A 14162-nucleotide genomic window follows, 5' to 3' on the forward strand; every position below is an offset into this window, starting at 1 on the left:
TATGGTGGCGGCTAAACCTTCATGCCCATGCCCATTCAAAAACCAAGCCACACTGCGTCGTTGGGATCGTGACAGGAGTAAAGAGAGCCTATGCCGTCAGCATACCAACAGGAGCAACCCTTTGGACGACAGAGTCACTGAAAATACAGCCGCTCACCGCTTTGAGATGGCCATCGGAGACACGATTGCAGCAGCCTATTACCGGCTGGAGGATGACAAGGTCGTTCTCATTCACACCGAAGTGCCCAACAGCTATCCGGTCAGGGGATCGGCTCCATACTGGCAGAGGGAGTGTTCCGGCAGATTCGTGAGAGCGGGCGTCAGGCGGTTGTCCGGTGCTCGTTCATGGCGAACTGGGTCAGCCACCACCCTGAGGTCAACGATCTTGTCATTGGATGAGCAGCATCAGGATCACTTCCGCTCTTCTGCCGTGATCAACCCGGTTCACGATTGATTGCCGGTCTGGATAGCGCACTGGCGGAGGTTGCGGCTTGGGCAGAGAGGGATAGACTTGGTAACGTCCCCGGGCACCCTATCGAACCGTGCCACCTTCCAATCGGATTTGGCCTGTTCGATGCGGTCCTGCCGCGTCGAGACGAAGTTCCACCAGATGAAGCGGGGGCGTCCGTCGGCTCGCCGCCCAGCGACCAATTGCACTTGGATGAAACGATCGTTCTGCGATGCCACAGGGTGTCGATTCTTCACCAAGATCATACGATCGAGGACAGAGCACTGGGGCCGTGCGACAAGATCGTCGCCAGCAGGTTGAGCCCGCGTTCCAGCACGGCCTGGTTCTGAGCCGCGCCAAGGGAGACGCGGATCGCCTCTGGAGCTGATCCAACGGCGAAGGCCTCACTCGGCACCAAGGCAAGGCCCGACTGCCGTGCATAAAGGTTGAGGTCGGCCCGACGCCAGCGCTCCGGCAGGGTCAGCCACAGGTGATGTCCTTCCGGGTGCGCCTGGAACGCGAGGCCGTGCAGGACCCGACCTGCGATAACCTGCCGGGCGGCGCTCTCCTCGCGGATGGCCGCCGTGATGGCCTCCAGCGTGCCATCCAGGATCCACCTTGAGGCAAGGGCAGCCATGAGGGGTGGCATCATCAGGGACATGGCGCGGATTTCCGCCGCGAGCCGTAGGGTGTCGGCCATGCCCGGCGTGATGACGTAGGCCGTGCGCAGGGCGGGCGTCACGCACTTCGATAGAGTGGCAATGTGCCAAGTGAGGTCTGGCGCGAGCGCCGCGACCGGTGCCGGAACTTGCCGTGGCAGCGCCCCGTAGGCATCGTCCTCAATGATCGCGATTGCGTGCCGGCGAGCCACCTCGGCGAGACCCTCGCGCCGCTTGGCCGACATGGTTGCGGTCGTCGGATTGTGAATGGTCGGAACGCAGTAGACCGCCTTCGGCCTCTCGCGTTGACAGGCCTCCTCAAGAGCAGCGGGATCGAGCCCCTCCCCGTCCATGGCCACTGGGACCAGCCGCACCTTGAGCTGCTCGGCGATGGCCCGCAGGCCCGGATAGGTGAGGTCTGGAACGCAGATGGCGTCACCGGGCCCGGCCAGGATCCGCATGACGGCATAGAGCGCCGCCTGGGCACCACTGGTCACCACAACACGGTCAACCGAAACGGATTCCAAGCGAGCCCCAAGCCACCGTGCGGCGGCAGCACGATCCGGCCCAGCTCCCACGCTTTCCTGATAGTGCAGGTGCATGAGCCCGTGGGGGGACGACAGCACGCCTGCAATCCCTTCCTGAACGCGTTCACGCAGCTTCGCGGCCGATGGCTGTGGCGGCATGTTCATGCTCAGGTCGATAACCGGGGATCCAGCAAGGGCGGCGTTGTCCTGTTCCGGCGCCCTTCCCCGCACATAGCTGCCCCGTGCGGTGTTCGCCTCGATCAGCCCCATTTTGCGGGCCTCGTTGAAGGCGCGGGTCACAGTGGTGAGATCAACCCCAAGTTCCTTGGCGAGCTGCCGCTGCGGCGGCAGGCGGTGGCCTGGCTTGAGCCGCCCGGACTGCACGTCGGCCAGCAGCGCCCCGGCGATCGCCAAGTACTTGGGCCCGGTCTCGTTCTCAATCTGCGGCATCCAGGACAGCACGTTTTCTTGACCTTCTTGTCTTACAGGTGTATGGATCATGTAAGACATACATGAATTTATAAGCAGATTGATCAAAATTTCGACCTTTGGCCGCTAGTTCTGATCAACCTTTGCACTGAGATTACGGCGTCATGTATGGATAGTCAATCCATACATGCCAGGGCACCTGTGGGAACCTCAGGGGCGCATACCAGAAGGATCCGACATGACCACGCTCTCGGCACGAGAAACCATCCTCAAGTACGGACTCAAATGCCGCTGCCCGAGGTGCGGCAAGGGCCGGCTGTTCAACGGCTTCCTGACGCTCGCCCCGCGGTGTGAATCATGTGGGCTCGACTTCTCCTTCGCCGACACGGCCGACGGGCCGGCCTTCTTCGTGATGATGACGATGGCGATTCCGGCCACCGCGTTCGGCGTGTGGGTCGAGATGGCCTACGAGCCCGGCCTGTGGGTGCACCTGTTCACGACGTTGCCGTTCCTGTTGCTGAGCTGCGTGCCGACGATCCGGATCTTCAAGGGCATGCTGGTTGCAAGCCAGTACTTTTACAAGGCCGAGGAGAGTCGCTTCGGGACGCCGCAGCCGGCGGCGGCACGGACTGGACTGCCCTCCGCCGGCGCTGGCGATCCCCGCGGTTGACCTTTCACGCCACTCTTCGGAAGGCCACTGCCATGTCCGACACCAACCCCTCGCCTGCGAGACGGACCCGCAACACGGCCCTGACCTGCCTCGCCGTCGCAGCCGGCATGCTCGGCCTCGCGTACGCGTCGGTTCCGCTCTATACCCTGTTCTGCACCGTCACCGGCTTCGGTGGCACGCCGATGCTCGCGTCCGGTCCCGCCGCCAAGGTGCTCGACCGCACGCTCACCATCCGGTTCGATGCGAACGTCGCGCCCAATCTGCGCTGGCGCTTCACACCCGAAACGCCCGCGATCAAGATCAAGGTCGGCGAGACCCAGACCATCACGTACAAGATCCAGAACGCGGGCGATGCCCCGGCCACGGCCATGGCGACCTACAACGTCTTGCCGGAGCTGGCCGGCGGCCACTTCATGAAGCTGGAATGCTTCTGCTTCCAGGAGAACACCCTCAAGGCGGGCGAGACCATGGAAGCAGCGGTGGTGTTCTACATCGACCCGGCCATCGCGGACGACCCAGGCATGGCCGATGTGCACGACATCACCCTCTCGTACACCTACTTCCCGTCGAAGAACGGCAAGACCCTGGAGGCATCGGCCAACCAGTAGCTCGTCGCTGTTGCCCGAACCCAGCTTACCTGTCCACAAAGTTTGATGTCTTCAGGCTTGTCTGGAATGGAGAATCCCATGTCCACCATCAGCATCCTCGCCGACAAGCTTCGGTCGGGCACGCCCGCCTTGGCCGCCTGGTGCGGCCTGCCCGACCCATCCGCTGCTGGCCTGCTCGCCCGTGCGGGGTTCGACGCAATCACCATCGACATGCAGCACGGCGCGATCGACTTCGCCGCCACCCTGCGGGCGATCCCGCTCATCGCGGCTGCCGGCAAGCCCGCCCTTGTGCGAATTCCTGTCGGTGAGTTCGCCACTGCCTCGCGGCTTCTGGATGCGGGCGCCTCAGCCATGATCGCACTTATGATCAACAGTGTTGAGGACGCCCGCCGCTTCGGCGGCCTCGTCAAGTACCCGCCGCTCGGCCAACGGAGCTGGGGCCCGCATGCCGCCGTGCCCCTGTCAGGTCTTGAGCCCAAGAACTACTTCGCACAGGCCAACGGGTTCTCGCTCGCCTTTGATCGAAACCCGCGAGGCGCTTGGCGCAATTGACGGGATCCTTGGAGCTCCCGAGATCGACGGGATCTTCGTTGGCCCGTCCGACCTGTCGATCGCGCTCTCGAACGGGGCCGAGAACAACCCGCCGGGCCAAGCGACCTTGGCGGCGCTCGATCACGCGCTCGCTCGGGCCAGAGCCGTCAACAAGTTCATCGGCGTCTACGCCTCGTCGGGCGAGCGGGGCGGCGAGTTGGCGAGAAAGGGTTTCGACCTGGTTTCCATCGGGACTGACACGGGCTTCCTGCGGGCCGGAGCCCAGGCTGCCCTGGCGGCGGCACACTGAATCTCAGACACCACCCTGCATCACTCCGTCCACTGCCGTGAGGAGCGCGCTATTCTCATCCTGCGTCCCGATCGAGATGCGGAGACTGTCGCGGAGCCGGTCCTGATTGAACCACCGGACGAAGATCCCCTCCCCCGCGAGTCTCCGCAGCAGCCCCTCCGCTGTGCCCGAAGAACCCGGCACGGTGGCCAGAAGGAAGTTGGCTTGCGAAGGCGCACAGGCGAACCCCCGTGCGGAGAGTTCCCGCAGCATGCGGCTTCGCTCCACGCGGACATAGTCCCAGGTGCGGACCGCCTCGGCGCGATGGCGCAGGGCCGCTTCCCCAAGCTTCTGGGACACCGCGTCCACGTTGTACGAATCCTTTGTCTTCGACAGCATGGGTGCGATCAGGCCGGGCGAGCCGATCCCATAGCCCAGGCGCAGCCCGGCGAGGGAATAGCCCTTGCTCATGGTGCGCAGGAGCAGGACGTTGTCGAACTCTGACACCAGGCCAATGGTGTTGTGGCTGATCCCGGGATCGACAAAGTCGATATAGGCTTCGTCGATCACCAGCACGCCCTTGAAGGCACGCGCGATCGCCGCCAGCTCATCCACCGAGGTCAGCCGGCCTGACGGAGCATGCGGATTGACCAGCATCGCCAGCCTGGCCCGAGCCTTGTTCCACCGCCGTGCGATATCCGCCGGAGCGGACCAGTCGGCGTGCAAGGGCACTGCATACTTCGGGCTGCCGTGGATGGCCGCCAGCACCGGATAGAGCGAGTAGCTCGGGTCCGCCACGCCGAGCGGAGCACCGGGCGGCAGGAACGTCGTCAAGGCTAACCGCAGGAGTTCGTCGCCGCCATTGGTGGCGATGATGTGATCCGGCGTCAGGCCGTGCAGGCGAGCAGCTGCGGTGCGAAACGCCCAAGCCGTGGGATCCGGGTAGCGTCGCAGCATCTCACCGTCGACTTCCTTCAGGGCTGCGAGGACCGCGTCACTTGGCGGAAACGGGTTTTCATTCGTGTTGAGCTTGGCCACCGCCCGGGCGGGCTGCTCACCCGGAACGTAGCCGGCCAGGCGCCGCACGTTCTCGCGCTCGAATGTCATGCCGCCTGCCTCATCTCCAGCCCGTGCGCCCGGAACACCGCCGTTAGGGCCTCGACGAGGTGATCCACCTGCTCATCGGTGTGAAGCGGCGTCGGCGTGATCCGCAGCCGCTCAGTACCGCGTGGCACCGTGGGGTAGTTGATCGGCTGGATGTAGATCCCGTGCTGCGTCAGCAACTCGTCCGAGATCCTCCGGACCCGGTGGGCGTCGCCCACGAACACCGGAACGAGGTGGGTCTCGGATGGCATGACGGGAATTCCCGCGGCCCTGAGGCGGCTCTTCACAGTGGCGACGACCTCCTGATGGCGCTTGCGCTCGGAGCTGCTGGCCTTGAGGTGGGCCACGCTCGCCCGCGCGGCCGCCGCGACGGCCGGCGGCATCGACGTGGTGAAGATGAAGCCGGGCGCATGGCTGCGCACGAAGTCGATCAGCGGAGCCGAGGCGGCGATATAGCCGCCGCCGCAGCCGAAGGCCTTGCCCAAGGTTCCCTGAATCACGGTCAGGCGATGCATCTGGCCCTCACGCTCGGCCACGCCGGCCCCGCGTTCGCCGTACAGCCCGACGGCATGGACCTCGTCGAGGTAGGTCATGGCACCGTAGCGCTCGGCGATGTCGCAGATCGCTCTGATCGGGCCGACGTCCGCGTCCATCGAGTACACGCTCTCGAAGCACACCAGCTTTGGCCGCGCCGGGTCGTCGACCGCCATCAGGCGCTCGAGATCCTCCATGTCGTTGTGCCGGAAGATGCGCTTCTCGGCCTTGGAGTGGCGGATGCCCGCGATCATGGAGGCGTGGTTCAGGGCATCCGAGTACACGATGCAGCCCGGGATCATCCCGGCGAGCGTGGAGAGCGCGGCCTCGTTGGTCACGTAGCCCGTGGCGAAGACGAGCGCCGCCTCCTTGCCGTGCAGGTCTGCGAGCTCGCGCTCGAGCAGGACGTGGTCGCGGGTGTTGCCGGAGATATTGCGGGTCCCCCCAGCGCCGGTCCCCGCGCGGTCGATGGCCGCGTGCATCGCCTCGAGCACCGCCGGGTGCTGGCCCATGCCGAGGTAGTCGTTCGAGCACCACACGACGACAGGGGCCGGCCGCCCGGGTGCATCGGCGAGTGGGAACTGCCCTGCCCGGCGCTCCAGCTCGAGGAAGGTCCGATAACGCCCGTCCGCCTTCAGCTCGGCCAGGCAGCTTCGGAAGAAGCTGTCCGGATCAAATGCGCCATGCGGCACCGTGCTGCGGGAGCCGAGACTCGGATTTATCATTGTTCCTTGGACTCCGTGGGCAACATGTATGGTTTTATTAAACCATACAATCAGTTTCGCATATACGTATAATTACTGCATTGCCGCAATGCAGGATCGTAAGCCAAATGTCGCAGAAGCCCCGGGCCGACATCTCCATTGTCGGCAAGCGCTTTGTATGATGAGGTGCAAATGTATGTACTCGAAACGCACATATAACCCATACATTTAAGACGAACGCGATGCTGTCCCAAGCGACCCGTAAAACAAAGCATCACTTGGAGCTTCAGCCGCGACAACCTCGGAGAATACCGATGGAGAGCACCTCCATGAGCAGTGCCCCCCAACTTGATCAGGCAGATCTGCCAAGGCTCCTGAAGCGCTTCTATGACCGTGTTCGATGCGACGCAGAGCTAGGCCCATTGTTCAACGACGCCATACACGACTGGGCTGAGCACCTCGATCGCCTGGAGGATTTCTGGTCATCGGTGATGCTCGCTTCGGGCCGCTACAAGGGAAATCCTGTCGTTATTCACCTGATCCATGCCCATCGGATCACCCCTGGCATGTTCAGCCGCTGGCTTGAGCTTTGGGAACAGACCACCGGCGAATCGCTGCCCGACGAGGTGGCCACGACTGCTCAGGCGAAAGCACGACGCATCGCCAAGAGCCTGCAGGTTGCCATCCGCCTTCGTACACCCGGCGAAAACTTACTGACAAATTCGACCACCAAAGGAGATTAATAATGCAACAACCGTTAAGCCCGCAAACGATCGCGATTGTGAAAGCAACAGTACCGGCCCTTGCGGAGCATGGGACGACAATCACCAAGCTCATGTATGCCCGACTGTTCCGGGATGAGCATATCCGCGCACTCTTTAATCACGCCAATCAGGGAGACGGTGGAGCACAGGTCCATGCCCTCGCCGCCGCCATTTTGACCTATGCACGTAACATCGAGGATTTGGGTGCTCTTGCGCCCGTCGTCGAACGCGTCGCCCATAAGCACATCGGCTTTCATATTCTCCCTGAGCACTATCCATATGTTGCCACAGCTCTCCTCGGCGCAATCGCTGACATGCTGGGTGATGCCGCCACCGACGAAATCGTCAATGCTTGGGGCGAAGCCTACTGGTTCCTCGCCGAAATCTTAAAATCCCGCGAAGCCGCCATTCGTGCGGAGATCGAGTATCTAGAGGGCGGTTGGTCGGGCTGGCGGGAATTTGCGGTGGCAGATAAGATCCGTGAGAGTGCGGTTATTGCGTCTTTTGTCCTTCGTCCCGTCGATGGACGGCCAGTTATACAGCACAAGCCGGGGCAATACCTGACCTTCCGCTTTCGGCCGGCGAGTGGAGCCCAACTTAAACGCAACTACTCCATCTCCTGTGGGCCCAATTCAGACGCCTATCGGATTTCCGTGAAACGGGAGGCGAATGGCCAAGGCGGATCGCTGTTTTTGCATGATGATGTCAAAGTCGGTGACATCCTGGAAGCGACACCGCCAGCTGGCGACTTCTTCCTACCCGAAGCACCACTGCGGCCGGTGGTGCTGCTCTCCGGCGGCGTGGGCCTGACGCCAATGGTGAGCATGGTTGAAACCATTGCTGACCAACACCCTGCTCTGGAGACCCATTACGTTCATGGTACCATGAACAGCGCCACCCATGCGATGGACGCTCATGTCCGATCACTCGCCGAGGCACATGGCAAGATTCGGGTCGCGACTTTTTACAGCGAACCGCATCCAGACGACGCTGTGGGTGAGTCACACGATGCCGACGGTTTTATCAGCATGGAATGGCTTAAGGATAATACGCCGCTGCATGAAGCGGATTTCTACCTCTGCGGGCCCAAGCCTTTCCTGCGTGCTTTCATCGGCGATCTCGCTCGCGCCGGCGTGCCATCCGACCGGGTCCACTACGAGTTGTTCGGGCCGGCGGACGAGGCGCACTGAATAGCCCACTGCGCTGGATCGAGTATGCTCTCGTTCTCGATCCAGCGCGTGTTCCCTACGGTAATGTCACAGCTCTGGTCCTAACGTGGGTTTGATGACCTTCGCTTCTCCCGGCGCGGGATCCGTGCTTTTGTTCGAAAGCCAGCCGCATAACCCGTGGCCTTGACGCGGCAACAATGAGCGCCGGCCATCAATCGCCAGTCCGAGCTTTGTCGGACCCTGTTCTTTCGTGATGCGATCTATGCACAAATCCAACGCGCCGATCGCGGTCGGTTGGGTTATGTTGGGTCCTGCATGGTCGTCAGGTCAGCCAGAACCGGATGACGAGACCGACAGCTCCCGTCGTGCCCACGCCGGCCATCCAGAGGCCGACGAACCACAGCCATCGTCTAAGGGCGGAGCCCTGTTCGAGATCGTTGCCCATCAGTGATAGCCCTCGTGTCCGGTCTTGCCGCGGAACACCCAGTACGAATACCCAGTGTAAGCCAGGATGATCGGGATCAGCACGCTGGCGCCAACCAACATGAACTGGAGGCTGGAATGAGGCGCCGCGGCCTCATGGATCGTGACGGCGTTCGGCACCACGTGCGGGAACATGCTGATGCCCAACCCAAGCAGGCAGAGGGCGAACAGCGCCAGCGTCAGCAGGAACGGCCAGTACTCCCAGCGGCGCACCAGGCTCACCAGCAGGGCTCCCGAGCAGAGGCCAACCAGCAGCGGCACCTGCGCCGTGAACAGGACCTGCGGCCAGGCGAACCACCGCTCATAATATGCACCGCTGAGGAACGGCGTTGCCGCACTGACCAGGCCGATGCAGCCGATGAGTGCGATGGCGAGCTTGCCGGCAAGACGGAAGCTGTGACCCTGAACGGCACCTTCGGTCTTCATCACCAGCCAGGTCGCCCCGAGCAGGGCATAGCCGATCACGAGACTGACCCCGACCAGCAGACTGAACGGCGTGAGCCAGTCCCACCAGCCACCGGCATAGGAGCGCCCCTCGACCGCGATACCCCGGAGCAGGGCGCCGAGCGTGATGCCTTGGGTTAATGTCGCCACGACGGAACCGGTCGTGAAGGCGACGTCCCAGTAGCGCCGATGGCCGGGATCGCGCCAGCGGAACTCGAACGCGACGCCGCGGAAGATCAGCGCCAGCACCATGGCGATGATCGGCGCATAGAGAGCCGGCAGGATGATGGCATAGGCCAGGGGGAAGGCCGCCATCAGGCCGCCGCCGCCCAACACCAGCCAAGTCTCGTTGCCGTCCCAGACCGGTGCGACCGAGTTCATGGCGCTGTCGCGCTCCGGTCCCGGACGGAAGAACGGGAACAGGATGCCGATGCCGAGGTCGAAGCCGTCCATCACCACATAGGCGAAGACCGCAAACGCGATGACGAAGGCCCAGAGGGTGGGCAGATCGAGGAGGGTTGTCATGAGCTTGCCTCCGCGCCGAGAGTGCGGTCCGGATCGACGGCTGGAGCCGGGGTGATGCCGGCGGTGCGGATGGGATGGTCAGGGCCGGCCTCGGGTCCGGTCTCGCCCGGATGCGGAGCCTTGCTCATGAGCTTGAGGATGTACCCGGTGCCTGCCCCGAACACGATGAAGTAAACGATGATGAAGGTCAGCAGCGACGTGGCGACCGCCGGAGCCTCAAGTGGTGAGACCGACTCGGCAGTCCGGAGCAGGCCATAGATGGTGAAGGGCTGGCGCCCGACCTCCGCGGTGACCCAGCCGGCGATCACGGCCACGAAGCCGGCGGGCCCCATAGCCAGCGCCAGCCAGTGCAGCGGGCGCCAGTCGTAGAGCCGACCACGGTAACGTGCCCAAACGCTGAGTACCCCGAGACCTAGCATCGCGAAGCCGAGCCCCACCATGATGCGGAAGGACCAGAACACCACAGGCACGTAGGGCCAATTGGCACGATTGACCGTGTCGAGCCCATCCACCGGAGCATTCAGGTCATGCTTGAGGAGGAGTGACCCTACCTTCGGGATTTCGATAGCGTGGCGCACGGTGGCGGCCTCCTGGTCGGGAATGCCGAACAGGATCACGGGAGCGCCATGCGGGTGGCTCTGGAAGTGGCCTTCCATGGCCATGACCTTGGCAGGTTGGTGCTCGAGGGTGTTGAGGCCGTGCGTGTCGCCCACGAAGATCTGAAGTGGCGCGACGACGGCGACCATGCCCATGGCCATCGAGAACATCACCCGGGCGCCCTGATTGGCGCGCTCGCGCAGGAGATGCCAGGCGCCGACGCCGCCGACCACAAGGGCCGTGGTGAGGTACGCTGCCATCACCGTATGCATCAGGCGATAGGGGAAGGACGGGTTGAACACGATGGCCCACCAGTCCTCGGGTACGAACTGCCCAACCTCGTTCACGCTGTAGCCGACCGGGGTCTGCATCCAGGAATTGGCGGACAGGATCCAGAAGGCCGAGATGAAGGTGCCGATGGCGACCGCAAGCGTGGCGGCGAAGTGCAGCCGTCGCCCGACGCGGCCCATGCCGAACAGCATGATGCCGAGGAAGCCGGCCTCGAGGAAGAAGGCGGTCAGGACCTCATAGGCCATCAGCGGACCGACGATCGGCCCGGCCTTGTCGGAGAACACGGCCCAGTTGGTGCCGAATTGGTAGGACATGACGATGCCCGAGACCACGCCCATGGCAAAGGCGAGGGCGAAGATCTTGAGCCAGTACTTGAACAGATTGAGATAAACCTCGCGCCCGGTCCACAGCCACAACCCTTCCAACACGGCGAGATAGCTCGCCAGCCCGATCGAGAATGACGGGAAGATGAAGTGAAAGGAGATGGTGAACGCGAACTGGAATCGCGCCAGAAGCAGGGCGTCGAACTGGTCAAACATGGAATTCCCCTCCGGACAAAGCGACGGCCGACTGAGCCTGCACGTTGACGTGGAGCCGGAAAACGTCGGGGCGTGAATAGGAGCCGCCGTCGTTTAAGTCATCCTTGCCGCAGGCGATGTTCACGACCTTGTTCCTTCAAGGCTTGAACTTGAGTCTACTGACGGGCCTATACTGACAATTGCAGGATCGCTCTCGCGATCAGCCTCATATTTCAGAACCAGCACTTCTGCCCGTGATAGTGAAAACTTTCTCCACCGAAGAATCCATTTTAATCTCCGCACTGTAGCGAACGGGCGCGAGACCGGTCTTGCCGCGTCACTCTGGAAACGGGGCGTCCGCCACAAAATCGACAGCTGAAGGAGCCTTGTAGTCGGCGACAAAGCGCTCTCCGAAGTCACGAACAAAGTTATCGTAGGTCAATTCGGGCTTCACTTCGGCGATGTGACAGAAGCAGCGCGTCATTCGCTGCTTCATTCGGAGCCTCGGGAACTCCGCGACAATTCTTTCGATCTCATTTGATGGAATGCGGTCATACTGCCAGCCGATCACATCCAGGCAAATGCCGGCAGTGCACAGAGCGACCTCTGCCTCCTTGTAGAGCCCGATCGAGGGTGTTGAGTTGAGGGCGACGCTATCCCAGATTAACTGGGCACGGTGTTCGTCGAGTCCGCCGTCCCTCGCAAAGCTGCTGGCGAGATCGGCAGCCTCCACCTCGAACCGGCGTGGCCCGGCAAAGCGCTCGTTGAGCGTAATGTCATGCAACAAGGTTCCGACAGCAACGACCTCTGCGTCGTGCTCAATGCCCTGAAGTTGTCCCAGCCGTGCCGCAAACAGCCACGAGCGAACGACGTGATTATACAGGTATGGCTCACATCTCTGCCGGGCGTACTCGAGCGCGCGATCAACGATTGGCGTCCCGGGAACTGAGACTCCGGCAAGCACTTTGTTATCAGTCGCAAACATCTTCATAACCTTGTCCGAATAGCAGCGCACCACAGTCTCAGAGGCCTGTGACATGGATGCGGATGGTTCAAGACACTTCTGCCGGCGACGGTGGATCGGTCGACGTTACGACCGATCCCTGGTTCGCCCGTGGAGAACGGCTTTCTAGGCCTTGATGAAGGCGAGCAGATCGGGATTCACCACATCGGCATGGGTGGTCAGCATGCCGTGGGGAAATTCCTTGTAGACCTTCAGCGTACCCTTCTTGAGAAGCTTGACCGACAGGAGCGCGGAATTCGCGATCGGTACGATTTGGTCGTCATCGCCGTGCATCACCAGCGTCGGCACGGTGATGATCTTCAGATCCTCGGTGAAGTCGGTTTCGGAGAAGGCCTTGCTGCCGTCATAATGAGCCCTGGCGCTGCCTGCCATGCCTTGGCGCCACCAGTTCTGGATGACCCCCTGCGATGGCGTAGCGCCAGGGCGATTGTAGCCGTAGAACGGACCGCTCGCGAAATCGAGATAGAACTGCGCACGATTCTCTGCAAGCTGCGCCCGTAAGCCGTCGAGCGCCTCGATCGGCAAGCCTCCCGGATTGGCTGGTGTCTTCACCATGAGCGGCGGCACGGCGCCGACCAGGATCAGCTTGGCCACGCGGCCCTGCGGCTGGCCATGGCGGGCAACATAGCGGGTCGCCTCCCCTCCCCCGGTCGAGTGCCCGATATGGACGGCGTTCCTGAGGTCGAGATGCTTGACCACCGCCGCCACGTCGGCGGCGTAGTGGTCCATGTCGTGGCCGTCCGACACCTGTGCGGACCGCCCATGGCCGCGGCGGTCGTGCGCGACGACGCGATACCCCTGGCCCAGGAAGAACAGCATCTGGTTGTCCCAGTCGTCAGCCGACAACGGCCACCCGTGGTGGAAGACGATGGGCTGGGCGTCTTTGGGACCCCAGTCCTTGTAGAAGATCTCGACGCCGTCGGTGGTGGTGACTGTGCTCATGTCCTGTGTCCTTCCGGTTGACAGATTGGTACGATGGGATTGGGCTGCGGCCGGGCGAGCGGGTAAGGTCGCTAAAACCGTGGCGCTCAGGCCGAGTACGAGGAGATCACGGCGAGCCGGATCTCGCTTGGAAGCGGTCGGATCGGCCATCAGGCGCTCCGTCGCTTTGATTGAGTTGACACGCACGTTCCCGATGGCTTGCGGGAGGCTTTCGTATGTTCCGAAGTCTCTGTATCCATGCGCAATCTCCTCAAAAGGCGCTGTCAATGCATTGTGTTGAAGCATGTCTGCTGAACGGAGATCGCGCTACTGATCGGGTGACTTGAGTGTCCACTCGGTAAGTCTACGTATGACTAAACCAAAGTTTAGGTCGTATCGGTGACAGCATAGGTGCCATTGGACGGCTGCGATTGGTTCCCATCGCCCACGATGGACACTACTATTCCTCGTCGCTTTTCGAGTTCGATCAAAGCTTCGCGCTGGAGAATCTGCCACAGCATCGTTCGGTGAAGCGTCTCGCTGAGGTGGCCAATCTCAGCGTTCGGCAGTTCAGCCGGGCTTTTGTCTCATTGCAGGTATGACGCCCACGAAAGCCATCGAGCGCCTGCGTGTCGAAGCGGCACATCCCACGATCGAGGACATCCGCCGTACCTTCTACGAGATCGCCTGTCTGGTCGGGTTCATTGATCCGGACAGGACGTCCCAAAGCGTCATGCGCACTCTCGACCACATACTGTCGGAGACATCCCGCCTATCCCATCAGGGGAAGGCGGCTGACCAGCACAGCAGCAATGAGCGACCCCACGCGCGATCGGTTTCTACAACGGCCTGGCGTCCTGCACGGCGAAGACAGCGAGGATCGTCAGCGCTCGTGTCCGGCTCGCATTGGCGCTGACATGACG

General features: G+C 62.4%; 13 protein-coding genes and 2 pseudogenes. 6 read left to right on the forward strand and 9 right to left on the reverse strand.

Translation table 11 applies throughout. The features are described from left to right. Positions 1–291: 291 nt before the first annotated feature. On the forward strand, positions 292–399 hold the full coding sequence (locus tag JO965_RS48590; protein ID WP_246777132.1) for an N-acetyltransferase: 108 nt from the start codon (positions 292–294) through the stop codon (positions 397–399). 45 nt (positions 400–444) lie between these two features. On the opposite strand, the pseudogene JO965_RS38325 reads toward JO965_RS48590, so the two are convergent. Together JO965_RS38325 and JO965_RS38330 are read right to left on the reverse strand one after the other, a co-directional pair. Continuing rightward, a pseudogene (locus JO965_RS38325) lies at positions 445–660 on the reverse strand (pirin-like C-terminal cupin domain-containing protein); the annotation flags it as partial. Between the two features lie 50 nt (positions 661–710). After that, a complete protein-coding gene (locus tag JO965_RS38330; protein WP_203446004.1) occupies positions 711–2084 on the reverse strand; it encodes a PLP-dependent aminotransferase family protein in 1374 nt (457 codons plus the stop codon). 217 nt (positions 2085–2301) lie between these two features. Between JO965_RS38330 and JO965_RS38335 the strand changes: the two genes are divergently transcribed. The 3 genes and pseudogenes from JO965_RS38335 to JO965_RS38345 all read left to right on the forward strand — a co-directional run bounded on the left by JO965_RS38335 (position 2302) and on the right by JO965_RS38345 (position 4182). Further along, positions 2302–2733 (forward strand): DUF983 domain-containing protein, encoded by a 432-nt coding sequence (locus JO965_RS38335; RefSeq protein ID WP_203446005.1) that lies wholly within the window; start codon positions 2302–2304, stop codon positions 2731–2733. A gap of 32 nt (positions 2734–2765) precedes the next feature. After that, on the forward strand, positions 2766–3341 hold the full coding sequence (locus JO965_RS38340) for a cytochrome c oxidase assembly protein (RefSeq protein ID WP_203446006.1): 576 nt from the start codon (positions 2766–2768) through the stop codon (positions 3339–3341). A 78-nt stretch (positions 3342–3419) separates the two neighbouring features. Next, positions 3420–4182: pseudogene (locus JO965_RS38345) on the forward strand (HpcH/HpaI aldolase/citrate lyase family protein). Positions 4183–4185: 3 nt separating this feature from the next. On the opposite strand, the gene hisC reads toward JO965_RS38345, so the two are convergent. Together hisC and hemA are read right to left on the reverse strand one after the other, a co-directional pair. After that, on the reverse strand, positions 4186–5268 hold the full coding sequence (gene hisC / locus JO965_RS38350; RefSeq protein WP_203446007.1) for a histidinol-phosphate transaminase: 1083 nt from the start codon (positions 5266–5268) through the stop codon (positions 4186–4188). Further along, positions 5265–6524: a 5-aminolevulinate synthase gene (gene hemA / locus JO965_RS38355; protein WP_203446008.1), complete on the reverse strand. Its 1260-nt coding sequence runs from the start codon at positions 6522–6524 to the stop codon at positions 5265–5267. Before hemA ends, hisC begins: the two co-directional genes overlap by 4 nt. Before the next feature lie 308 nt (positions 6525–6832). Between hemA and JO965_RS38360 the strand changes: the two genes are divergently transcribed. Next, positions 6833–7246 carry a group III truncated hemoglobin gene (locus tag JO965_RS38360; RefSeq protein WP_203446009.1) on the forward strand — a complete coding sequence of 138 codons (414 nt, stop codon included), beginning with the start codon at positions 6833–6835 and terminating at the stop codon, positions 7244–7246. 2 nt (positions 7247–7248) lie between these two features. Beyond that, entirely contained in the window at positions 7249–8457 is a 1209-nt protein-coding gene (gene hmpA, locus JO965_RS38365) for an NO-inducible flavohemoprotein (RefSeq protein WP_203446010.1), read from the forward strand. 301 nt (positions 8458–8758) lie between these two features. Here the strand turns inward: hmpA and JO965_RS38370 are convergent, their stop codons facing one another. From JO965_RS38370 to JO965_RS38390, 5 genes are all read right to left on the reverse strand, one after another. Then, positions 8759–8881 carry a DUF2474 domain-containing protein gene (locus JO965_RS38370; RefSeq protein WP_203446011.1) on the reverse strand — a complete coding sequence of 41 codons (123 nt, stop codon included), beginning with the start codon at positions 8879–8881 and terminating at the stop codon, positions 8759–8761. Next, positions 8881–9888: a cytochrome d ubiquinol oxidase subunit II gene (gene cydB / locus JO965_RS38375; RefSeq protein ID WP_203446012.1), complete on the reverse strand. Its 1008-nt coding sequence runs from the start codon at positions 9886–9888 to the stop codon at positions 8881–8883. Before cydB ends, JO965_RS38370 begins: the two co-directional genes overlap by 1 nt. Further along, positions 9885–11315 (reverse strand): cytochrome ubiquinol oxidase subunit I, encoded by a 1431-nt coding sequence (locus JO965_RS38380; protein WP_203446013.1) that lies wholly within the window; start codon positions 11313–11315, stop codon positions 9885–9887. Before JO965_RS38380 ends, cydB begins: the two co-directional genes overlap by 4 nt. Positions 11316–11631: 316 nt before the next feature. Then, positions 11632–12279, reverse strand: coding sequence for a hypothetical protein (locus tag JO965_RS38385; protein ID WP_203446743.1), 648 nt, complete (start codon positions 12277–12279; stop codon positions 11632–11634). Positions 12280–12423: 144 nt separating this feature from the next. Continuing rightward, positions 12424–13260: an alpha/beta fold hydrolase gene (locus JO965_RS38390; protein WP_203446014.1), complete on the reverse strand. Its 837-nt coding sequence runs from the start codon at positions 13258–13260 to the stop codon at positions 12424–12426. Positions 13261–14162: the final 902 nt, after the last annotated feature.

The organism is Microvirga sp. VF16 (assembly GCF_016864375.1).
Lineage (GTDB): Bacteria > Pseudomonadota > Alphaproteobacteria > Rhizobiales > Beijerinckiaceae > Microvirga.